Annotated in this window: 21 protein-coding genes, 2 tRNA genes, 1 riboswitch and 2 other annotated features; of the genes, 15 read left to right on the forward strand and 8 right to left on the reverse strand. The window is 40.3% G+C overall.

What is annotated here, in order from left to right; translation table 11 throughout:
• Positions 1-261: 261 nt before the first annotated feature.
• Positions 262-507 (forward strand) — a binding site (T-box leader).
• A gap of 46 nt (positions 508-553) precedes the next feature.
• Positions 554-859 (forward strand) — a binding site (T-box leader).
• A 66-nt stretch (positions 860-925) separates the two neighbouring features.
• The 7 genes from trpE to trpA are packed head-to-tail and all read left to right on the forward strand — an operon-like array spanning position 926 to position 7,317.
• Positions 926-2,323 carry an anthranilate synthase component I gene (gene trpE / locus C8270_RS02380; RefSeq protein WP_106495082.1) on the forward strand — a complete coding sequence of 466 codons (1,398 nt, stop codon included), beginning with the start codon at positions 926-928 and terminating at the stop codon, positions 2,321-2,323.
• On the forward strand, positions 2,307-2,906 hold the full coding sequence (locus C8270_RS02385) for an anthranilate synthase component II (RefSeq protein WP_106495084.1): 600 nt from the start codon (positions 2,307-2,309) through the stop codon (positions 2,904-2,906). Before trpE ends, C8270_RS02385 begins: the two co-directional genes overlap by 17 nt.
• Positions 2,890-3,915: an anthranilate phosphoribosyltransferase gene (gene trpD / locus C8270_RS02390; RefSeq protein ID WP_106495086.1), complete on the forward strand. Its 1,026-nt coding sequence runs from the start codon at positions 2,890-2,892 to the stop codon at positions 3,913-3,915. Before C8270_RS02385 ends, trpD begins: the two co-directional genes overlap by 17 nt.
• Entirely contained in the window at positions 3,916-4,716 is an 801-nt protein-coding gene (gene trpC / locus C8270_RS02395; protein WP_106495088.1) for an indole-3-glycerol phosphate synthase TrpC, read from the forward strand.
• Positions 4,706-5,338, forward strand: coding sequence for a phosphoribosylanthranilate isomerase (locus tag C8270_RS02400; RefSeq protein WP_106495090.1), 633 nt, complete (start codon positions 4,706-4,708; stop codon positions 5,336-5,338). Before trpC ends, C8270_RS02400 begins: the two co-directional genes overlap by 11 nt.
• Positions 5,316-6,521, forward strand: coding sequence for a tryptophan synthase subunit beta (trpB, locus tag C8270_RS02405; protein ID WP_106495092.1), 1,206 nt, complete (start codon positions 5,316-5,318; stop codon positions 6,519-6,521). The genes C8270_RS02400 and trpB overlap by 23 nt, the downstream gene beginning before the upstream one ends.
• A complete protein-coding gene (gene trpA, locus C8270_RS02410; protein WP_106495094.1) occupies positions 6,514-7,317 on the forward strand; it encodes a tryptophan synthase subunit alpha in 804 nt (267 codons plus the stop codon). The genes trpB and trpA overlap by 8 nt, the downstream gene beginning before the upstream one ends.
• Positions 7,318-7,389: 72 nt before the next feature.
• Here trpA and C8270_RS02415 read toward each other — a convergent pair whose 3' ends face one another.
• Complete coding sequence (locus C8270_RS02415; RefSeq protein ID WP_106495097.1) at positions 7,390-7,587, reverse strand: hypothetical protein; 198 nt, start codon at positions 7,585-7,587, stop codon at positions 7,390-7,392.
• Between the two features lie 872 nt (positions 7,588-8,459).
• Here C8270_RS02415 and C8270_RS02420 point away from each other — a divergent pair.
• The gene (locus tag C8270_RS02420; RefSeq protein ID WP_106495100.1) at positions 8,460-8,966 is read left to right on the forward strand and encodes a YusW family protein; all 507 of its coding nucleotides are present in this window, start codon (positions 8,460-8,462) and stop codon (positions 8,964-8,966) included.
• Positions 8,967-9,007: 41 nt separating this feature from the next.
• On the opposite strand, the gene C8270_RS02425 is transcribed toward C8270_RS02420, so the two are convergent.
• A complete protein-coding gene (locus tag C8270_RS02425; protein ID WP_106495102.1) occupies positions 9,008-9,784 on the reverse strand; it encodes an ABC transporter ATP-binding protein in 777 nt (258 codons plus the stop codon).
• Between the two features lie 189 nt (positions 9,785-9,973).
• Positions 9,974-10,078, forward strand: a riboswitch (TPP riboswitch).
• A 92-nt stretch (positions 10,079-10,170) separates the two neighbouring features.
• Here C8270_RS02425 and C8270_RS02430 point away from each other — a divergent pair.
• The 4 genes from C8270_RS02430 to C8270_RS02445 all read left to right on the forward strand — a co-directional run bounded on the left by C8270_RS02430 (position 10,171) and on the right by C8270_RS02445 (position 12,284).
• Positions 10,171-11,004: a lipoate--protein ligase family protein gene (locus tag C8270_RS02430; RefSeq protein WP_106495104.1), complete on the forward strand. Its 834-nt coding sequence runs from the start codon at positions 10,171-10,173 to the stop codon at positions 11,002-11,004.
• Positions 11,005-11,967, forward strand: a complete 963-nt coding sequence (gene lipA / locus C8270_RS02435; RefSeq protein WP_106495107.1) for a lipoyl synthase — start codon at positions 11,005-11,007, stop codon at positions 11,965-11,967.
• A 140-nt stretch (positions 11,968-12,107) separates the two neighbouring features.
• Positions 12,108-12,183 (forward strand) — tRNA-Thr (locus C8270_RS02440).
• Between the two features lie 10 nt (positions 12,184-12,193).
• Positions 12,194-12,284 (forward strand) — tRNA-Ser (locus C8270_RS02445).
• A 26-nt stretch (positions 12,285-12,310) separates the two neighbouring features.
• Here C8270_RS02445 and C8270_RS02450 read toward each other — a convergent pair.
• A complete protein-coding gene (locus tag C8270_RS02450) occupies positions 12,311-12,520 on the reverse strand; it encodes a hypothetical protein (RefSeq protein WP_106495110.1) in 210 nt (69 codons plus the stop codon).
• A 45-nt stretch (positions 12,521-12,565) separates the two neighbouring features.
• Positions 12,566-14,881 carry an RNA polymerase recycling motor HelD gene (gene helD, locus C8270_RS02455; protein WP_106495111.1) on the reverse strand — a complete coding sequence of 772 codons (2,316 nt, stop codon included), beginning with the start codon at positions 14,879-14,881 and terminating at the stop codon, positions 12,566-12,568.
• A 166-nt stretch (positions 14,882-15,047) separates the two neighbouring features.
• Between helD and C8270_RS02460 the strand changes: the two genes are divergently transcribed.
• On the forward strand, positions 15,048-15,386 hold the full coding sequence (locus C8270_RS02460; protein WP_106495114.1) for a thioredoxin family protein: 339 nt from the start codon (positions 15,048-15,050) through the stop codon (positions 15,384-15,386).
• Positions 15,387-16,260: 874 nt separating this feature from the next.
• Entirely contained in the window at positions 16,261-16,860 is a 600-nt protein-coding gene (locus C8270_RS02465; RefSeq protein ID WP_106498436.1) for a short chain dehydrogenase, read from the forward strand.
• A gap of 180 nt (positions 16,861-17,040) precedes the next feature.
• On the opposite strand, the gene C8270_RS02470 is transcribed toward C8270_RS02465, so the two are convergent.
• The 4 genes from C8270_RS02470 to C8270_RS02485 are packed head-to-tail and all read right to left on the reverse strand — an operon-like array spanning position 17,041 to position 20,168.
• A complete protein-coding gene (locus tag C8270_RS02470; protein WP_106495115.1) occupies positions 17,041-18,249 on the reverse strand; it encodes a hypothetical protein in 1,209 nt (402 codons plus the stop codon).
• A gap of 12 nt (positions 18,250-18,261) precedes the next feature.
• Positions 18,262-19,083, reverse strand: a complete 822-nt coding sequence (locus tag C8270_RS02475; RefSeq protein ID WP_325034721.1) for a hypothetical protein — start codon at positions 19,081-19,083, stop codon at positions 18,262-18,264.
• Positions 19,084-19,091: 8 nt separating this feature from the next.
• The gene (locus C8270_RS02480; protein WP_106495120.1) at positions 19,092-19,781 is read right to left on the reverse strand and encodes an ATP-binding cassette domain-containing protein; all 690 of its coding nucleotides are present in this window, start codon (positions 19,779-19,781) and stop codon (positions 19,092-19,094) included.
• 12 nt (positions 19,782-19,793) lie between these two features.
• On the reverse strand, positions 19,794-20,168 hold the full coding sequence (locus C8270_RS02485) for a GntR family transcriptional regulator (protein ID WP_106495123.1): 375 nt from the start codon (positions 20,166-20,168) through the stop codon (positions 19,794-19,796).
• Between the two features lie 887 nt (positions 20,169-21,055).
• Here C8270_RS02485 and selD point away from each other — a divergent pair.
• Positions 21,056-22,099, forward strand: a complete 1,044-nt coding sequence (gene selD, locus C8270_RS02490; protein ID WP_106495126.1) for a selenide, water dikinase SelD — start codon at positions 21,056-21,058, stop codon at positions 22,097-22,099.
• The last annotated feature ends 9 nt before the right edge of the window (positions 22,100-22,108 follow it).

The following is a 22,108-nucleotide window of genomic DNA, read 5'->3' on the forward strand; positions in this document are numbered from 1 at the left end:
TTATACCATTTCTGATACGATTTATAATCTGTTCTTATATAGTCACTGGACCATAGTCAGATACTTACCACAAAAATAAAAACTATTTCTAAAAGATTGTTGTTTTTGAAGTTGTGTCTAATTAATATTTTTTCACAAGCAACAAACAATGCAAAAACAGACAAACTAAAAAATGATTAAGAAAAAAATCTTGCAAAAATTCATTTTTCCCTTGACATCTAAAAGTAATTGCCCTATTATTAATCTCAATAATTAAATTCACGAACAGTGATGACGAAGAATAGTACTCTATCCAAGTACTTTTAGAGAGCTGGTGGTTGGTGTAAACTAGCAGTATTGGTTAGACGAATGGACTTCTGAACTTCCAAACCGAACCATAATTGCAGTAGGCTTTGGCGAACGTCTCATCGTTACAAGAGACAAATATTAAGTAATGATACTTGATATTACCAAAGTGAGCTGTTTTTTAGCTAATAAAGGTGGTACCACGGGTTCCTCGTCCTTTTGGGATTGGGGGACCTTTTTGTGTACCCAGAATACGTAACTGCATATATAAAAATCGCTGAGTAAGAAGAGTAAGCTTTTCCTGAAGCGTTACAGAGAGCCGGTGGTGGTGTAATTCCGGCACGTGGATAAAAGCTGAATGGCCTTACGAGAGGTTTCTTGAACAAAAGTAGGGAAACACGGAGCTCCGCCGTTATACGGATAGGATATAAGGAAAAGCGGAAACAACCGTATAGCGGCGTATGCGCTAGACATAGCTGTAGAAGAACAGCTTAATCCCGTATCCGAACAAGATGAAAGCCAGCATTAGCCGGTTTTCAACAGAGGTGGCACCGCGGTCATAATCGTCCTCTATAAACACATCCACATGTGTTTATAGAGGACTTTTTTATTTCATCAAAAACGAAAGGGGTTTTAACATATGACAACTCTCCCATATAAAGTAATCAAGCAAAATGCCGATACACTAACACCAATCACGATCTTTAGCCGATTAACCGGTAAGAAAAAATTCCTGTTAGAGAGTTCATTCCAACATGAACAGAAAGGAAAATTTTCATTTATTGGAGCAAATCCATATCAAGAAATTATTGGCGAAGGGGGCACTACAAGGATTTTGCACCATGGCAGTGGCGAGCAGAAGAATTTATCCGAAGAGGCATTACAGTACGTCCGAAAAAATTTACCAAAAATAGAAACCAACCTCCCCTTCCCCTTTTACGGCGGAGCTATTGGCTATATTGGCTATGACGCCATTCGGCAATTCGAGGACATTGGCGAAGCTTTGCCGGATGAGCAAAACATGCCTGACATTCATCTGATGCTTTATCAAGATGTCATTGTTTTTGAGCACCGGACCGAAACTGTTTATTTGGTTGCAATGAACCTTGACGGCCGGCCAGAAAAAGTACTTGATGAGCGTCTGGAACGTTTACAGGATGTACTAAATAGCAATCAAAAACAACTTGACACTGATGAAATTGAGCCTGTTCACTTTCAACCGGAAATCACGGAAGAAGCATTCAAAGAAAAAGTTAAGACTGCTAAAGAGCGGGTTCAGCGAGGAGACATCTTTCAAGTTGTATTATCGCAACGGATGAAAGCAAGATTTTCCGGCAATCCCTTTTCTTTTTATCGAAAGCTAAGAAAGGCAAATGCTTCTCCTTATATGTTTTATATCGATTTTGACGAATATCTCGTATTAGGTGCCTCACCAGAAAGTTTAATTCAAACGTCAGGTAATACAGTTATCACCAATCCAATCGCAGGAACACGAGCACGCGGACAGACAGAGGAAGAAGAAGCGATGCTGGAAAAAGAGCTTCTCACAGACGAAAAAGAACTTGCGGAACATCGGATGTTGGTCGATTTAAGCAGAAATGATCTTGGCCGTGTATGTGAGGTTGGCAGTATTACGATTCCAACCTATATGAAAATAGAAAAATATCAGCATGTGATGCACATTGTCTCCGAAGTTCATGGAAAGTTAAAAGCAGGGATGTCAAGCTTGGAAGCACTGAGCGCATGCCTCCCGGCGGGTACTGTGTCTGGAGCGCCGAAAATTCGCGCAATGCAAATCATTAATGAATTGGAAGAAACGAAACGCGGCGTCTATGCTGGTGGGATCGGTTATATCAACTTCAATCACGATCTTAACATTGCACTTGCAATTCGTTCCCTTGTCATAAAAGAAGAAATCGCCTACTTACAGGCTGGTGCTGGAATTGTGTATGACTCGAATCCGGAAAAGGAATTTCAAGAGACATTACACAAAGCGAAATCATTAATGGAGGTGGCCCAATATGATCTTACTCATTGATAACTATGATTCATTCACGTATAACCTGTATCAATATTTTTCTGAGGAAAACGAACAGGTAAATGTTGTCCGCAATGATGAAATTAGTCTAAAGGAAATAGAAACTTTAAATCCGGATGCGATCGTTATTTCTCCTGGACCCGGATTACCAGATCAAGCAGGTATTTGTATCGAAATGGTCAATACCTTTTATAAAAAAATACCCATTTTAGGTGTTTGTTTAGGCCATCAAGTTATTGCGGCTGCGTTAGGGGCGAAGATCAAGCAGGCCGATACGATCAAACATGGAAAGACATCAAGAATTACCCATAACGGGCTAGGTTTATTCAGTTACCTACCCCAGCCGCTAGAGGTGATGCGATACCATTCACAAATCGTTGATCGGGCGGACTTCCCAATGGAGCTTGAAATCACCGCTAGCTCTATGGATGACAATGAAATCATGGCCATCAAACATCGGGGGTATCCAGTGTATGGTGTACAATTTCACCCCGAATCAATCGGAACTGATACAGGCCAGAAAATCATTAGAAACTTTTTAGCAGAGATGAGAGAGGAGACTAGGTATGAGAAATTTTCTTGAAAAATTGGCAAATAAACAAGATTTATCATTAAACGAGGTGAAAGAAGCAGCTTCTCAATGCTTCACAGACCAAATTTCAGACAGCGAAATTGGTGCATTTCTGATTGCATTGCGCGCAAAAGGTGAAACAGCGGAGGAAATTGCTGGGCTTGTTCAGATTATCCGCGAACATTCATTACAAACAACAAACAGCTTCCCAAATGCGATGGATAACTGCGGAACTGGCGGTGATGGTTCCAATAGTTTCAACATTAGTACTACCGCTGCATTTGTCATCGCAGGCGCTGGCATAACTGTTGCGAAACATGGCAACCGCAGTATTTCAAGTAAAACTGGCAGTGCGGATGTTCTGGAACAATTGGGTATTTCATTGGCGTTATCAAAAGAACAAGTAGAAGAGATTTTAAACGAAAATAAAATTGCTTTTCTATTTGCACCAAATGTCCATCCAAAAATTAAACGTTTCATGAAGGTCAGAATGGATTTGCGGATTCCGACGATCTTCAATTTAATTGGACCACTAACAAATCCTGTTGAACTGAACACACAATTACTCGGGGTAAATCGGCGTGATGTATTGCCAATGATGGCAGAAACGTTAAACAAACTTGGGCGTGAGCGTGCGATCGTTATTAATGGTGCGGGGTACATGGATGAAGCATCACTTGCTGGCGATAACCACATTACATTGCTTGATAAAGGAAACGTGAAATCGTTCACCCTTCACCCTTCAGAAGTGAATTTACCTGTTTACGATAACGATCAAATCCGTGGTGGAGATGCCAAGAAAAACGCCGAAATTTTACGTAACGTTTTAAAAGGAAACCCAGGTCCTCATCTAGACACTGTCCTATTAAACGCTGGACTTGGCTTATATGCGAATGGTGCCGCAACAACGATCAAAGAAGGCGTTGCAATGGCCAAAGAAAGCATCATGTCAGGTGCTGCAATGGAGAAATTGCAAAACTTAATTTCATACAGTAAAAAAATTCATAGTGAGGCGATATAAATGACGATTTTAGATGAAATTTTACAGCAGAAACAAAGAGAAATAGCACAATTAAAAGCAAACGAAGGTGAGTTTACCCATGCATCCAAACAAACAATCCCTTCCATTAGAAAGACGTTTGCGGAATCACAAAATATGAACGTCATTGCCGAGATTAAGCGAGCATCACCATCTAAAGGTGCCATCCAAATGGAGGTAGATCCAGTCGAACAAGCGAAGCAATACGCAGCACTGGGCGCAGGGGCCATTTCCGTATTAACCGATGAAACATTTTTTCACGGATCAATGGATGATTTAAGAGCGATACGGGAAGCAGTAGACATTCCCTTACTATGCAAAGACTTTATGATTGATGGGATCCAGATTGATCAGGCAAAAGCAGCTGGGGCGAATATTATTCTACTTATCGTTGCCGCATTGGAAAGGGATCAATTGCAGAAACTTTACAACTACGCTAAAAGTTCACACCTCGATGTACTCTGTGAGGTGCACAATGAGGAAGAAATGGAGATTGCTGTAGAACTTGATGCCGACATCATTGGGATCAACAATCGTAATTTAAAAACATTTGAAGTTGACCTGTATGTGACGGAAAAACTTACGCCAATGGTCAAAAATTCATCAGCACTACTGATTGGAGAAAGTGGGGTCAAATCGCGTGCTGATGTGGAGCGATTGGAGAATGTTGGAGTAAAGGGTGTATTAGTCGGCGAAACATTGATGCGATCTGATAACCTTACCAAAACATTTCAAGATTTGCGGGTTCCGCTTTCGAAGGGACAGATCCCACATGCTCGTTAAAATCTGTGGGATTACAACGCAGGAAACGGCAGATATAGCAGTTCAGGCAGGGGCGGATTTTATTGGGTTTGTATTTGCCCCAAGCAAGCGGCAAATAACACCCGCTAAAGCTGCAGAGTTAGCGGCCACCCTTCCTTCGACAGTTAAAAAGGTTGGTGTTTTCGTTAATGAGCCATCACAGAAAGTAAGAAGCATTGCCAAGCAGGTTGGTCTCGATTTTATTCAATTACACGGAGATGAAACACCAGAATATGCGGAATCGCTAGGTACTCCAGTTATAAAAGCTTTCTCCATGAAGCCGGAAAATTTCACGGCAATGGAAACATTCCCGTGTGACTATTATTTGCTAGACAGTCCAAAAGGTGCAAATCGTGGTGGAAACGGCACAACATTTGATTGGGATTTGCTCAAAGAGGTAAATCTAGATCCAGATAAAATTATCCTTGCCGGCGGTCTTCAGCCAGAAAATGTACAGGATGCAATCGCGTCTGCCCGCCCCTCCGGTGTTGATGTTTCAAGCGGTGTGGAAACAGATGGCCATAAAGACGTCAACAAAATAAAACAATTTATCATAAACGCAAAACGAAAGGATGAGCAAATTGACAACATACACAATGCCTGATAAACAAGGACGTTACGGGAAATTTGGTGGCAGGTTTGTTCCGGAACTACTAATGCCTGCTTTGCTAGAATTAGAGGAAGCATATGAAATAGCAATGAAAGATCCTGATTTCACCGAAGAACTAGACTATTATTTAAAGCAATATGTTGGACGAGAAACGCCATTATATTATGCCGAAAATATCACCAACCAACTTGGTGGGCCAAAAATCTACTTAAAACGAGAGGACTTAAATCATACTGGTGCACACAAAATCAATAATACCGTTGGGCAGGCGTTACTAACCAAACGAATGGGTAAACGAAAAGTTGTCGCGGAAACAGGTGCTGGACAACATGGCGTCGCAACAGCCACTGTTTGTGCACTGCTTGATCTAGAATGTGTCGTATTTATGGGAGAAGAAGATATCCGCCGGCAAAAGCTAAATGTTTTTCGGATGGAATTATTAGGAGCCAAGGTTGAAAGTGTTTCACAAGGTAGCGGTACATTAAAAGACGCCGTAAACGAAGCATTGCGCTACTGGGTCAGTCATGTGGAAGATACCCATTATATTTTAGGATCTGTTGTCGGTCCACATCCTTTTCCCAAAATTGTTCGTGATCTGCAATCCGTCATCGGCGCGGAAACGAGAAAACAAATACAAGATCAAACTGGGAATCTACCAGATGCTGTTGTCGCATGTGTTGGAGGCGGCAGTAACGCAATGGGCATGTTTTATCCGTTTATCCAAGATCAAACTGTAAAATTGTATGGTGTTGAGGCTGGCGGTGCCGGAATCGCATCAAACAAACACGCGGCAACATTAACCGCGGGGGATATTGGTGTACTACATGGAACGATGACACATCTATTACAAGATACGCACGGGCAAATACAAGAGGCATTCTCGATTTCAGCAGGCCTTGATTATCCTGGTGTTGGCCCGGAACACAGCCATCTAAGCGATACATCACGCGTGACCTACACATCGATTACCGATGATGAAGCATTAGAGGCATTCCAGTATTTATCCAAAACGGAGGGAATTATTCCAGCATTGGAAAGTGCCCATGCAGTCGCATATGCGATAAAGCTGGCAAAAGAAATGGACCCGGACCAATCGCTAGTCATTTGTCTATCAGGCCGTGGTGATAAAGATGTCGAACAAGTAAAAGCTGCATTGGAGGGAAACAAAAATGGGTAAACAGCATATTCAGGAAGTTTTTCAGAAAAAATTAGTCACTGGGCAGAAGTTATTTGTCCCTTATATAATGGCTGGTGATGGTGGATTAGATTGTTTAGAAGAGCGTTTATTATTTTTGCAGGAATGTGGTGCTTCTGCAGTAGAGCTTGGCATCCCCTTTTCTGATCCAGTAGCAGACGGCCCAACTATTCAAGAGGCAGGTATTCGAGCACTGGATAACGGGACAACGCTCGCTTCTGTTTTTAGGACATTAGAAGGCTTTAGGGATAAGCTTAGTATGCCAATCATATTTATGGCCTATTTGAATCCAATCTACCAATATGGTATCGAAAAGTTTGCAGCGGATTGTGAGCAGGCAGGCGTGGACGGTGTTATTATTCCTGATTTACCACTTGAAGAAGAAGCACTCGTGGTCGACCATTTACATGAAAAGTCAATCGCATTGATTCGCTTGGCTTCTTTAACTAGCCCAAGGGAACGTCTCCAAGAAATAGCCAAGCGGACAGAAGGCTTTTTATACGCTGTTTCGGTTAAAGGAACAACCGGAGCTCGAGCTGCCCATCAGACGAATATAAAGGAATACTTGCAAGGATTAACAGAAATGACTGACGTTCCTGTTTTAGCAGGGTTTGGTGTATCGAACCCAAAACAGGCAAAGGAACTAGGATCTGCTTGTAATGGGGTTATTGTTGGAAGTAAAATCGTGGAATTGTTGCATCAGGGTAAATTGGCTGAGATTAAGGAGCTAATCCAGAAAAGCATCCATAATACCAGTGTTAGCTCTGGTACACGCTAATTATTGAATAAAAAAGTGCATCTGCATGCTGTTGCTGACAGCAGCCGGTGCACTTACTTCATGCTAAACCAATCATTTTCCCTGCCTTCTCTTTGCTTCATCATAATCCTCCCGTGAAATCTCCCCTTTTTCCAATCTTTCTTTCATCATAGCAAGTGAACCTTTCTCCGTGTTTTTGCCAGTTCGAAATCGATAGATAATAAACAGCAAAATGATTAATATAATAATTGAGAATACTAATCGAGAAGAAAATGAATCGAATGTGAACATAACTTTATTATCACCTCTAATTATCTTTTACCTTTTTTGTCTTATCCTAATCATTGTTTAATTTATCCCCCAAAAGGGCAAAATAGTAACTCAACTTTCGCAGCGTGAAATAGACAAATAAGCCTTGATAAAATGAGGAAGGATGGAGATTCATTGCTCAAGTTGACTTTGGATTAATCGCATTTAAACAAACTGCGACTGCTGGGCTCTTTTCTATAAATACGCGCATTTCCCGCCGTCCGGGATCGTTCCGGGTGGATGCTTTCCGCGGGCACGGCCTCAGCCTCCTCGAGAAAACCACTCTGCGGGGTCTTCGGACACGTGCTGGGGCTGCGCTAACTCGCCCCACCGAAAACCATTGTTCCCGCAGGACAAGGAAGGCTACGCCAGCGATACATCGCACGAAGAAAAAGTGCTTTTCTTTTTCGAGGAGTCACCACTCTCCACTCACCCGGGCTAGTGAAGCGGTAGAATGTGGCTTGGTAGAACACATACTACTACAGTTAATGGTAGTAAATGCAATACCAGTGGAGGAAATACGCGGAGACTCCTGGGGGAGGAAAGGCCTAGGTGAGACCCCGCAGTGCGTTAGCACGAGGAGGCTCAGCAGCCGCCCCCGGAAAGCGTAGTGTATTTCCGGAACGGCGAGGGAGCAATTTCTTAGTTACTTCGCATTTTGTATATAAATCAGCAAATGTTCTCAATAGGGCGAGTAATCGCAGTCTCAATCTTAACAGTCTTTATGTTTAACAGAGTTGTCAAGGCGATTATTAGAGACGTTCAAAATTTGCCTCAGCCAACTGTTTGATCTTACTTTATCGGTGCGAAAGTTGAGTAGTAATATATAATGGTTGTAATTGGAGGAATTTGAATTGAAACGATTCATACATATTATCCTCGCATTGTCACTATTCATACTATTAACTGCATGTGGAAGTCAACAAAATGACAGCAGTGCCCCTAGTGATGACGGTGCCAATTCGAATGTGCAGAACCAAGATAGTAATGCGAATAGTAATGGTGAAAACAAAACAGACATGGCCGAGATGATGGGAGAACTGGATTATGCTGATTTCGAATTGGAAGTTAGCTATAATAATGATAAGGAGTACGAGGTAGAAATTGAACGGGAATACAACACCGAATTCGCTGATGCAAAAATAGAAGACTCAGTAAATGATGTCTATAAGAAGGGTGAGGAAGCCTTTCATGATCTCTACCCTAAAGTCAAAAAACTTTCCATTACCCAGGATACAAAAAAGGCAGAAATTGTAGAACAAGTTTTAAAAGCATTTGACTTACCAGATGATTATACAAAATTTGAAGTGGAGATTACTTTTAAGGATAAGACAAAGCTTGAATACGAGGACAGAAAATAATACAAGGCCTTCTATTTATGATTAGAGGCCTTTTTCCGTAACTAAAGCGTCATCCATGCTCGATCATTACTCCAGTCAATTTGAACAGGTAAATCAAAAAAGCACGATAAATATTCTTTCGTTAACATCTCCTCTCGTTTTCCCCTACCATAAACCGTTCCCAGCTTTAGCAAGAGTGTATGTGTAAAAATAGGCATGATTTCTTCTATGTGATGGGTTACAAACAGGATCGTTGGTGCATTTTTCTGTATAGCTAATTGGTTAATAGTATTCATTAATTCCTCACGGGAAATAAAATCAAGGCCGTTTGTTGGTTCATCTAATATAAGTAAATCCGGTGATCCCATCAAACCTCGTGTGATAAGGATCTTTTGCTTCTCCCCCTGAGAACAAGTTTGATAGGCTCTTCCCCATAAATGACTGCAGTGAAGTAGTTCCAAAAGTTGATAGGCCTTTGCAAAATCAGCTTCTGTTGGATTTTCATACAACCCGATCGACGCAAATTTTCCACTGACGACAATATTCTCGACGCGCTCTGTCCCCTTCATTCTTTCTTGAAGGGATGAGCTGACCCAGCCAATTGATTTTCGCAACTCCCGGATATCCGTTTGGCCAAATGGCTTCTCTAGTATGTTGACCCTGCCCTTCGTTGGCCAAATATAGCCGTTTATCATGTTCAATAAAGTTGTTTTGCCTGACCCATTTAGTCCAAGAATTGCCCAATGTTCTCCATTTACAACCTTCCAATCGATATCTGATAAGATCGTTTTTCCTTGCCTTTTCCACGAAACTTGCTGCATATCTACTATTTTATTCAATCCTATTCCTCCCCGCTCTAACAAATGAATCTATTAATCCCATTTATTACGAATTTTATTATATATTACAGATGGTTAATTACAAAAACAACCTATTTGAGCAGGAAAATTCCCGAAACAGATAAAATTTCCAATTCGCTTTACAATTTACATCTATCCCTTTACTATAGAAATTGTTAAATAAAATAAAAAAATCACTAGGGGAGCTTTCATGAGCTGAGAAGAACATCTTCGTTCTGACCCTTCGCACCCGATCTAGGTAATACCAGCGTGGGGAAGTGTAGTCGCATGTATCATACATACAAACGGGCTGCACTCCACTGGGTGCAGCCCGTTATTTTTCAGGTTACTAACAGTACCAACATCAACATAAGGAGGCGATTCATGTGCGTGATGAATGGGGATTTATCGACACTGGGATATGTGATGCAGCAGTTAATATGGCACTCGATGAGATGCTATTGCAATGGCATAGTGAGGGGAAAATACCACCAATTTTACGTTTCTATCAGTGGTCTACGCCAAGCCTTTCCTTAGGTTATTTTCAGGATGTTGATAAGGCAATTGAACTGGAGGCATTAGACCGCTATCAAATACCCCTTGTTCGCCGTCTAACAGGTGGAAGCGCTGTTTTACACGATGATGAACTGACCTACAGCATTATCATTGCAGAAGATAAACCTTATATCCCTGCATCGGTCGGAGAAGCTTATTACATACTTTCAAAAGGCATTTTTGCAGGGTATACCAAGTTAGGTATCACGGCAAATTATGCGGAAACAAACAAAACAGACAAGAGCCGCTCCGCCGTGTGCTTTGAAAAACCCGCCTTGTATGAGCTAATGGCAGGCGGGAAGAAAATATCGGGAAACGCCCAGACACGTCAAAAAGGGATACTGCTGCAACATGGATCAATACCACGGTCCATTGATAAAACAATGCTTTTTGATTTGTTCTGCTTTCCAAGTGAGGAAATCCGGGAAAGGAAACGAAAGGCATTTGGTCAAAAAGCAACAACAATCAATCAAGAAACAAAACAACATGTATCTATGGACACCATGAAAAACGCGTTTAAAACAGGGTTCGAAACAGGGGTAGACATTGGGCTATTCCCATTTGAACTAACCACTGAACAATGGAATGAAGTGTACCAGCTTGCTGAAGCAAAATATAGCAATAACGATTGGAACTTCAAACATAATCTAAGGAGCGTGTACTAAATGGCTAAACAAGAAGAATACATACGAAAACCAGACTGGCTAAAAACCAAAATCAACACGAATCAATCATACAGAGGGCTTAAGAAATTAATGCGGGATAAGAAATTAAATACGGTTTGTGAGGAAGCCCGCTGTCCAAATATCCACGAATGCTGGAGTGAACGAAAAACGGCAACATTTATGATTTTAGGGGATACCTGTACTCGTGGTTGCCGTTTTTGTGCAGTAAAAACTGGACTACCAAACGAATTGGATTGGGGAGAGCCCGCTCGTGTTGCTGAATCTGTAGCTATCATGGGCTTGAAACACGTCGTTGTTACAGCCGTAGCACGGGATGATCTAAATGACGGTGGTGCGGCCGTATTTGCGGAAACCGTTCGGGCAATCCGTCGGGCAAACCCTGGTTGCACGATTGAAATCTTACCATCTGACATGAAAGGTGATTATGAAAGCCTGCATACTTTAATGGACAGTGAGCCAGATATTTTTAACCATAACATCGAAACAGTGCGCCGGTTAACCAAACGTGTTCGCGCAAGAGCAATGTACGATCGTTCGCTACAATTGCTCCAGCGGGTAAAAGAAATTGCCCCAAAAACACCAACAAAATCCAGTATTATGGTTGGATTAGGCGAAGAAAAAGAAGAAATTATTCAAGCAATGGATGATTTATTAGCGCATGATGTGGACATTATGACAATCGGACAATATTTACAGCCTACGAAAAAGCACTTGAATGTAGAACGCTATTATCATCCGGATGAATTTGCCGAGCTAAAGGAAATTGCTCTGGAAAAAGGATTCCGCCACTGTGAATCAGGTCCACTTGTACGTTCTTCGTATCATGCAGATGAGCAAGTAACACAAGCATCAGCACAAAGAAGAATTAACTATATGAAGGGCGTTGAAGAACAAGAAGCTAAAGCAGTAGATTTCAAATCTTGGTTTTTTAATCAGAACTAGAATGGAACTGGAAGCCCCTACAATGGGAAAGAATAACCGTGCGGCCGCAAAAATTATGGCTGCACGGTTGCATATTAGTTGAAGAAAATGCGAAAATGTATTATCATTTTCTTTGTGATTTTAAATGATTATTATTTAATGCTGGTGTAGCACAGTTGGTAGTGCACTTCACTCGTAATGAAGGGGTCGGGGGTTCAAATCCTCTCACCAGCACCACTTTTCCCTTGGAGAAATACCCAAGTCCGGCTGAAGGGGACGCACTCGAAATGCGTTAGGGCGCATTACGCGTCGCGTGGGTTCGAATCCCACTTTCTCCTTTTTACTACATAATCAGCCTCGCTCATTACTTATAAAATCCAATCGAATGAAGAAAAAACACTCCAACAATCGAAAAGATAAATCCAGTTAGCAATATCAGAATTGGTGTTTTAAAGTTTTTCTTATCCTCAAACCAAGCAATAATTGCAACTCCAAGAATTAATAACATACTCAAGAACACTGCTGCAAAAGGATTCGTCGGTGTTATCCAATCATACCAATGTACAAAATTCATACCAATCGCCCCTTTTTAGTTTGTCATTAATGTAAAAAAATCAAACTAAACAACATTGTATTTGTCTTGCGGAGCCTCCATGATAAATAGGGATTTTTCTCCAACTGCTAGCATCATAGTTAATTCATGCATCGCCCGTGTACAGGCCGTATAAAAAAGTGTTCGATCTGATTCCAAAGCATATTTCTGATCGGATGCATCTGGAATGATGACAGCATCAAATTCAATGCCTTTTGCCAAATAAACCGGAAGAACCAATATCCCCTTTTCAAAAGTACGCGATGCTTCATTTAGCTGTTTCACAGGCAACTCAGGTTTTAACATTGCAAAAGTGGCTTCACTTTCTTGTTGCGTTTTACAGATAACCGCAATCGTCTCATGCCCCTTCCCCTTTAATTCCTCTATTTTTATTTGCAACGTTTTATTGATATCTACCTTATCGTTAACTTCCACAAGATCCGGCTTAGTTCCTTCCCGATTAAACGGTTCAATTATGTCTCCGGCAGGGGCAAAATACTTTGTGAACTCAACAATTTGTTTTGTCGAACGATAACTTTTTGTGAGCACAATTCGTTCATGATTTTCTTGTGAGTTTTCTGGAATAAGTGGACTTCCTTCAACGGCATGCGTATATATCGCTTGATTAATATCACCTAACAACGTCATTTTCGTATAAGGAAATACGCTTTTTATATAAGCAAATTGGAATGGTGAGTAATCTTGCGCCTCATCAATAAACAAATGGCGGACCGACCGATCAGCACTGTCCCCCAATATTTGGCCTTGAAAATACGCATATGGCACAGCATCTTCCCATGATAGAAAATTCCGGGAGAGCTCTGAAACAGTTTGTTCACTAATACGATTCCAATGTTCCGGCACTTCTTTTGGACTCCATTCTTTAAAAAACTTTCGGTACGTTGCAAACACATTAACAAATTCAAATTGCTTTATTCGCTTTTTCAACACGGAAAAGACCTTTTTTACAACTACCTTTCGTAAAAATTCCTCTTCCGAACCAGATGCATATAATTCCTCCATCTGATCCTGTTTTTGTGTGTGCTTATATGCTTCTAAATAATCCTCTTTATCTAGTAATTCAATTTGCTCCATAACCCAGTCTTTATTTTGCTCTTCCCGCTGTTGTTTTCGTATTTCTGCAAGCAGCCATTTTGTCACAAGCTCCATTTTATTTGGTATTGCAATAGCTGGATCTAAGGAATAAAAATAATCTTGAATTTGTTCTTTTGAAACAAGAACTTGCTTACGAAATGAAATAGTTTTGAAAAGCAACCCCTCATTCGCTAAATAAGCAACAAATTCATCCACATGTTGTTTAAATTTCAAACTTGATTTGTAGTCAATACTCTCCATTTTTGTACGATATTGGTCATCCCGTACTCCGGCTAACTTATATTCCATATACTGAAATGGCGATTCTATTGATAGTTGTTCACCAACTTTTGCTTCTAAATATTCATGGAATGTTGTTTGTTTCACATTCGCTTCACCCAATTCGGGAAGTACATTGGAGACATAACTGCTAAACAAAGGATTTGGTGAAAACAGGACAACATTTTCAGGAGTTAACGTTTCACGATATCGATACATTAAGTAAGCAATTCGTTGTAGTGCTGCGGATGTCTTTCCGCTTCCAGCAACACCTTGAACAATTAGTAATTTATTTCTTTCATCGCGAATAATTTTATTTTGCTCTTTTTGAATAGTAGCTACGATGCTTTTCATTGTCGTACTCGCATTATTGCCCAGCGCTTGTTGTAAAAGTTGATCACCAATTGTTACACCGGTATCAAACATTCCATTTATTATGCCATCACGAATAATAAATTGTCTTTTTAGCGTAATTTCACCGTTAATTGTTTCATCAACTGTTTTATATTTAGCTTCACCCGGAGAGTAATCGTAATAAAGGCTCGAAATCGGCGCTCGCCAATCATAAACCAAAAAATCCTCGTCCTCATTATCCATTAATGAGGAAATTCCAATATAGATTGGTTCACTCTCGGGTTCTCTTTCTTCCCAAAAATCAATCCGTCCAAAATACGGGGAATTTTTAAGTTTTTTTAATGTCTTTAACTCTTCTCCTATTTTGCCATGAAACCTTTCTCTTTCTGATAATAGCTCTGCCTGCTGTTTAATACTTGCCTGGGTTTCTATCACATCGTCAGGTTCATCCAGATTAACCGTTACATCGTCCCAAAAGTTTTTTCGAAGGTCGATGACACTTTCTTTTAATCCAGTAGCTTTTGCATACAATTTCACTTCTTTTTGGTTAATCTCATCAATAACCTTATCAACCCGACGCTGTTCCGCTTCACGACTTTCATTTTTACTACGCATCATATCGTCTCCGTTTCACCCCTGTAATTTATTCTTTGACTTCCAAATACAAATGTGGTATGATAATATTGGATAATTTTTATTAGATTTATTTAAGTCAATCACATATAAATATATTACTACTTTTTCAACTTCAATGCAACCGTAGAATTGGAGGGTTTTTTAATTGGGAGATTTTGAAGAATTAACCTCGATTGAAATGCTAAAAAACTTCATAAACAACAATCCATTAACCTTTCTGTTTATTTCCCAACCTAATTGCAGTGTCTGTCATGGCTTATTTCCCCAAGTGAATGAATTAATGACTCATTATCCAAAAATCAAACTAGGTCATGTTAATGCTGAACAAGTAAAGGAAGTAGCCAGTCTGTTTTCTGTCTTCACCGTACCAGTGCTTTTATTTTTCGTTGATGGAAAAGAATATATACGGGAAGCAAGGATTGTTCATCTTGATCAATTAGATGAAAAGATTAATAAAATATATAAAAATGTAGCTGAGTCATGACCCAGCTACATTTTTAATTTTCTTCCCCATATTTACATCCCCTAAAGGCAAGCATAAGTTTCGTTTTTTAACATACATTTATCTACAGATGTGATTCATTTTGTAACTTTTCCATTATTAATATTCACTTGATTTGTACAATAAATCAAAAGAACAAAAATAGTTTCATTCACAATTATAATGAAAGGCTGTCTTCTAAAGGATTGGGACTGCGATTACTCGCCCCACCGAAAACACTTGTTGTTTATGACACATAAGCTATATAATGCGCAGTAACTTTTATGTGACTTCCTCTCATTCTTTACAAGATGAGTGGAAATCGCGGCTTGGGGGAAATACTCGCTTTCCGTGGGGAACGCTTCAGCCTCCTCGCGAGCAAAAACCGCTCACTGCGGGGTCTTCAGACAGTTCCTTTCCCACAGGAGTCTCGCATTTCCCCCAAGCCTAAGTCTGATTTTCTGTTCGTGGGAGAAGAAAGCCACTTAATATTAAAATCATTAACAACTACTCACAATCCAGAAAATTCTTATCAGCGGAGACAGAATACGAAGACTCCTGCGGGAACAATGGTTTTCGGTGGGGCGAGTTAGCGCAGCCCCAGCACGAGCTGAAGACCCCGCAGAGTGGTTTGAAAAGGAGGGTCGACTAAAACCGTCCTTTGCGGACAACGTCGACATACCCCTCGCCGGGGCAAGGAGGCTGAAGCCGTGCCCGCGGAAAGCGAAGTATTCTGGTGGAGCGTATTCAAGCACCTCTGTTAATTAGTACAATTGAAGTCCTTGTAATATTCACTATTGCACATAATCCTTCATATACGAAGTTAAAAAGCAACAAAGTTTACGAAAACAGCCTAATGAAAAGAGGTATAAAACATATGAAAATACTTATTGTTGGTGCTAGTGGCACAATTGGAAAAGAAATCACAAAAAAATTGGCGGGTGATCATGAAGTCGTCCGTGCTGGGCGAAATGGCGCAGATGTTCAGGTTGATCTCACTTCCGTAGACAGCATTAAGAATATGTACGAGAATGTTGGCAATGTCGATGCAGTAGTAAATGCTTCAGGTGGCGCTAATTTTGCCACTGTCACGGAATTAACACCCGAACTAAATGAAAAGGGAATTGAAAGCAAACTGAAAGGTCAAATTAACTTGGTATTATTAGGCTTAAACAATGTTCGTGACAATGGAAGCTTCACCTTAACAACTGGTATCATGATGGACGATCCAATACGACAAGGAGCCTCAGCAGCAATGGCTAATGGCGGTGTGAAAGCATTCGTAAAATCAGCCGCAATTGAGATGCCTAGAGGAGTTAGGATCAATAGCGTGAGTCCGAATGCCGTTCAGGAATCATGGGAAAGGTTAGAAAAATTCTTCCAAGGATTCGACCCTGTCCCTGCCAGTCGCGTTGCATTAGCTTACAAGAAAAGCGTCCTAGGCGCACAAACCGGACAAAATTATGAGGTTTACTAATCAAGGCCCTTTCGTATTCTGACGGAGTGGATCCTAGCACTCAGTCAACATTATAACCAGGTAAAACGTTGTAACTGTGTTGCATTTTCTATCTTATGTGTAACAAAACAAAGTCTTTTAGGTACTGACCTTGATCAAAAAAACTAGCTTATGATTAATTTCATAAGCTAGTTTTTTCTTCTACTGAATCACCACATTAGACAAAAATAATTCATACTCATCATTTCCAGCGGCTGGGTCCTTCTTGATTATTTCCCCTTTATACAAGGTTTCACCTGATTTAAGGTCTGCTACTACCAAATTAGCTGTTGTCTTTAAATTGGTAAGGTGTTGCAGTGCATATAATTTGCCATCTCTAATTTCAAAGGATGGTTTTACATCATTTGAAACAGATAATTGCATCGAGATTTCCTCATCAATTATTTGTTTCTTGATATTATACGGTGTGATCACTATCCCATCCTGATTCATTTCAACACCATAGACCGATGTTCCATCAAACGAATGAAACTCCTGCCCCTGAATTTTTTCGGGTAATTTAATTGTTTCTTTCTTACCTGTTTTATAATTATAAGCAATCAGCCCATTACTTTTTTCTTTTGATGTATACGTCCCATCCTCAAGTTGCACCTGTTCACCTTCAATTTTGCTTAAAATAGCATACTCATGGGCATTCATAACATTTGTTTCATTTAGTAAAGAAACATCTGTATATGTTTTTCTAGTTCCTGATTGTCCTGCCGCTGATATAATCGTATCATCATCCGTCAACCCATTCGTATCCACATTAAATTCGTAAACATGAAACTCGGAGTTGTTGTAATCTTGCAATGTATTATGTGTAAGCACCTTTAATTTATCATTCACCATTTGTACATCTAAGACCTGGATATAATTGATGTCCCCGCTGTTTGGAACACCTAAAGTAAATGTAGTTGTTTTATCACTCTTTTTATCCAAAATGGAAATCTCAAAGTCATAATCTCTTGGCCGTAGTGAACTAATTTGATAGGATACATCCCCATAGGCAAGAAAATCTTCATTTTCAAAATAAGCAGCAGGATTAAACCCTTTCCCACGCATAAAACTACGATATTCTTTTCGCAGTTGTCCAATAAAAAGCTGCGTTCCCTGTATTCGGTCAAAAAATGAACGTTCACCATCATATAGCGACCCATCCGCTGTTATTTCCAAATTTTCGTAAGTTGAACCAACTTGGTAGCTACCACTTACATTTAGCCCTTCTATTTCCTTTTCATCGCCACTTTGCTTTTTAATAACAAATTCCGGATATTGGCTTGCTGACACAATGGAATGGATATAATACGTTCCAATAGATAGTACGATTACTATCAAAATAGCAATGGCCTTCCAATATTTTTTCATCATGATATTCCCTCCTCACACTCTGATTCTTTTATTTAATAAAAATCCACTCATCCAAATGGAACTTGCAAGAACGATTAGCCCCATAACCGTCTCCAGTGCCAGCATTTCCAGCGGATAGAAATAGTTTATTTGTAAAAATTTTTCGATCAGAATAGGGGCAAGGAAAACAGCAACAGCCACAACACCGTATATGATTCCCATAAAAACCCCCTTCAAACGATAGCTCCGTTCAAAAAGTATTGCCGTAAACAGGACAGCAACCGCCATCAAGCCGGCACCATAATAAAGAATAAACTCGATAAAACTTTGCGGAATAATAAGGGTCAACTCGGGCATATTGCCAATGATATCCTTTATACCCATATCCATGCGAAACTCTTTTGGCACCATCCATTTTAAAACAGTACTTTCAATTGGCAATAAAATTAATTGAACTGCGACAAAACCAAATGTAGTTATTAAGATTGTGGTGATTTTGGCAAAGAACACATTTAATCTTGCAGTTGGCAACATCAGTAGTCGATAGATAAACGTGTTTTTCCCAAACCAATCACGATACCAAATGAAAAAGATGTAAAATGCTATCGCTGCAATACACAATGCAATTGGTCCAAGGAACCATACACTTCTAACAACTTGCGGCAAACTCATCGGCCCCGTCTCCGATAGAAATTGCGCTTTTGGTATCATATCTTCATTAATAGCTTCATTTGCTTCTGCTAAGTAACCTCTCGATTTGACAATTACGCCAGCGATCTGAGCAATAATCGTGATTGCCAACAGGACCACGTAAATTTTTACAAACCGATTGAACTCGAAATTAACCAGTTTCATATATCGCTTCATCCTTGAAACACCTCTCTCATGACATCAACTACGGATTTTCCTTCCTCTTCACGGACCTCTTCTGCATTAAATTGCTTCAATACACTTCCATTATCTAACAACACTACCTTATCGATTAAGTGTTCAATGTCGTTAATTTCATGGGTCGTGATGATTACCCCTCGATCTTCAATTAAATGACTAGTAAATACGTCAGCAATTTGTTCCCTGCTAAACATATCAATCCCAGAAAATGGTTCATCCATTAATATGAAATCAACATCCATTGCTAAGCCGAGTAATAGATTCACTTTTGCTGTGTTACCTTTCGATAGATCAGAAATTCGGTCGGTTTCTTTTAACTTGAAAAATCCGAGTAATTCTACTGCACGTTCCTGATTCCAGCAGTCGTAAAAATCATTCATAAAGTCCATTGCGTCTGCTATTCGCATTTGCGATAACATGGTAATTGCGTCGGGAATAAAGGTTACTTTCTCGAAGCTGTGTTTATTGATTTTTTCCCCATTGATTAAAATTTGTCCACCATTAATCGGTGTTAGCGCCATGATTGCATTTAAAATCGTTGTTTTCCCCACACCATTTATTCCGATCAAACATGTGATTTCGCCCTTATTCGCTGTGAATGAAACATCATGTAGTACCTGCTTGCGACCAAACTTTTTCTTGAGGTCTTTTATTTCAATCATGTGATAACCCTCCTATTCATTGCTTTCTGTATATTTTTCTTTCACCATATCGATTACTTCTTCAACTGGGACATTAATAGAACGGATGGAGCTTACAAAGGATTCCACCGCTTCTAAAATAAGCTCTTCTCTCACCGCCCCTAAGATCTGTTCATCCTTCGTAATGCGGCTAGGCAAGTTTCGTTCTGTATAAATCAAGCCTTCTTCCTCCATTTCCTTATATGCTCGTTGCGCAGTATTTGGATTTATCTTCAATTTGTTTGCTAATTCTCGTCGTGATGGGATTTCCTGTCCTGGCTCAAGCATGCCTGTTGCGATTTCTTCTTTAAAGTGACGAACAACCTGTACATATACAGGATCCCGATTATTAAAATTCACGTTCCTCATAGACACAGCTCCTATATTTCTTAGATGTGTAACTTTTTAACGTGTATTATGTGATTAATACACTAAGGTTATAAAAATATGTATTAAGCAGTTAATACGCCCTTGAGGTGTATTATATGGTTAATACACTATGTTTGTCAACAATGAATTTTATCTTCTGTTAACGCTAGTCACCTCATTTTTTTGAAATAGGCAGTTTTCTAAGAGATTGGGACCGCGATTACTCTTCCCATCGAAGGCATTTGTTGTTTTTTACACAATATATATATAATGCGCAATAATCACCGCTACGGAAATACACTTCGCTTTCCGGGGGCGGCTGTTGAGCCTCCTCGTGCTAGGTGCTCGTCGCGTTGCAAGTAATCTCGGTGAAGTAGCGCTCCTCGCAACTCGAAGCATACTCGGTGGGAGTTTTGCTCGTCGCTCTGCGGGGTCTCACCGATGCCTCTCTTCCCCCAGGAGTCTGCGTGTATTTCCTTCGCTGGTATTGCATTTACTACCGTTTACTGTAGTATTATGTGTTCTACCAAGCCACATTCTACCGCTTCGCTAGTCCGGGTGAGTGGAGGGTGGTGACTCCTGCGGGAACAGCACGTGTCCGAAGACCCCGCAGGAAGTGGTTTTCTTCCGAGGAGGCTGAGGCCGTGCCCGCGGAAAGCATCCACCCGGAACGACCCCGGACGGCGGGAAATGAACGTACTTACGGAAAAGAGCCCGGCAGTTACGTCACATTTTCTATCAATTACGAAATTAAAAAGCAACAAACATTATGAATAGAGCCTTTTTGAACCTTTTACAATGCAGGGAAACGGCATATAGATTTCCCGTGTGTTAAAATTAACATATCTCGTTATATAATATTGTGTTTAATGGAAGGATGATCACAAATGGCAAATTCAATAAAACTTACTTCACTTTCATCTAAAGGAGGCTGCGGTTGTAAAATAGGACCGGCAGATTTATCCCAGGTGTTGCGTTCTTTGCCGCCAACCGTTCAAAATCCCAATTTACTTGTTGGGCTAGACACAAGTGATGACGCTGGTGTATATAAACTAAACGATGACACCGCATTGGTTCAGACTGTAGACTTTTTTACACCGATTGTCGATGACCCTTATTCATTCGGTCAAGTTGCTGCAGCAAATGCGATTAGCGATGTATATGCAATGGGTGGAACGCCAATAACTGCTCTTAACATCGTTGCTTTTCCGATTTCTTCATTAGATAAAAGCATTCTAGCTGAAATATTGCGTGGTGCTGGGGACAAATTGGCAGAAGCTGGCGTAGCACTTGTTGGCGGACATTCTATTGATGATAAGGAACCAAAGTTTGGACTTGCTGTTACAGGTACCGTTCATCCTGATAAAGTAAGAACTAACACTGGGGCAAAACCTGGTGATAAACTTATTTTGACAAAACCAATTGGGGTAGGAATTTACTCAACTTCAATTAAAAATGATTTACTCAACGAGGAAGAAGTCAATCGTGTTACAGAGGTTATGACAACACTGAATAAAACAGCCTCTGAAACAATGGGGGCATATGATGTGCATGCATGTACAGATGTTACTGGCTTTGGGCTACTTGGTCATGCATCAGAAATGGCTCAAGGAAGTAACGTAGAAATCCAAATCAATGCTGAGCAAGTACCTATCTTGCCACGAGTGAAAGAACTTGCTGAATCTGGCGCAGTACCAGGTGGAACGAAAAATAATTTTGACCATGTGAAAGATATCGTAACTTTCTCGGAAACAATGGATCAAATTGATAAATGGATTTTGTGTGATGCAGTAACATCTGGCGGACTTTTTATTTCGGTGGCCAATGAAGATGCTGATTCACTTCTTACGGATTTACAGGGAAAAGGTGTCGAAGCAGAAATAATTGGCGAAATTGTCGAAGGAAAGAATGGACAGATTACTGTTCAATAGTTTGATTGT

The organism is Lentibacillus sp. Marseille-P4043 (assembly GCF_900258515.1).
Classification (GTDB): Bacteria; Bacillota; Bacilli; order Bacillales; family Amphibacillaceae; genus Lentibacillus_C.

What these genes read in the sequence shown, in the direction of transcription:
- trpE (WP_106495082.1), top strand. Translation starts at nt 926, where the DNA reads ATGACAACTCTCCCATATAAAGTAATCAAGCAAAATGCCGATACACTA.
- C8270_RS02385 (WP_106495084.1), top strand. Translation starts at nt 2,307, where the DNA reads ATGATCTTACTCATTGATAACTATGATTCATTCACGTATAACCTGTAT.
- trpD (WP_106495086.1), top strand. Translation starts at nt 2,890, where the DNA reads ATGAGAAATTTTCTTGAAAAATTGGCAAATAAACAAGATTTATCATTA.
- trpC (WP_106495088.1), top strand. Translation starts at nt 3,916, where the DNA reads ATGACGATTTTAGATGAAATTTTACAGCAGAAACAAAGAGAAATAGCA.
- C8270_RS02400 (WP_106495090.1), top strand. Translation starts at nt 4,706, where the DNA reads ATGCTCGTTAAAATCTGTGGGATTACAACGCAGGAAACGGCAGATATA.
- trpA (WP_106495094.1), top strand. Translation starts at nt 6,514, where the DNA reads ATGGGTAAACAGCATATTCAGGAAGTTTTTCAGAAAAAATTAGTCACT.
- C8270_RS02415 (WP_106495097.1), bottom strand. Translation starts at nt 7,587, where the DNA reads ATGTTCACATTCGATTCATTTTCTTCTCGATTAGTATTCTCAATTATT.
- lipA (WP_106495107.1), top strand. Translation starts at nt 11,005, where the DNA reads ATGGCTAAACAAGAAGAATACATACGAAAACCAGACTGGCTAAAAACC.
- C8270_RS02450 (WP_106495110.1), bottom strand. Translation starts at nt 12,520, where the DNA reads ATGAATTTTGTACATTGGTATGATTGGATAACACCGACGAATCCTTTT.
- helD (WP_106495111.1), bottom strand. Translation starts at nt 14,881, where the DNA reads ATGCGTAGTAAAAATGAAAGTCGTGAAGCGGAACAGCGTCGGGTTGAT.
- C8270_RS02465 (WP_106498436.1), top strand. Translation starts at nt 16,261, where the DNA reads ATGAAAATACTTATTGTTGGTGCTAGTGGCACAATTGGAAAAGAAATC.
- C8270_RS02470 (WP_106495115.1), bottom strand. Translation starts at nt 18,249, where the DNA reads ATGATGAAAAAATATTGGAAGGCCATTGCTATTTTGATAGTAATCGTA.
- C8270_RS02475 (WP_325034721.1), bottom strand. Translation starts at nt 19,083, where the DNA reads ATGAAACTGGTTAATTTCGAGTTCAATCGGTTTGTAAAAATTTACGTG.
- C8270_RS02480 (WP_106495120.1), bottom strand. Translation starts at nt 19,781, where the DNA reads ATGATTGAAATAAAAGACCTCAAGAAAAAGTTTGGTCGCAAGCAGGTA.
- C8270_RS02485 (WP_106495123.1), bottom strand. Translation starts at nt 20,168, where the DNA reads ATGAGGAACGTGAATTTTAATAATCGGGATCCTGTATATGTACAGGTT.
- selD (WP_106495126.1), top strand. Translation starts at nt 21,056, where the DNA reads ATGGCAAATTCAATAAAACTTACTTCACTTTCATCTAAAGGAGGCTGC.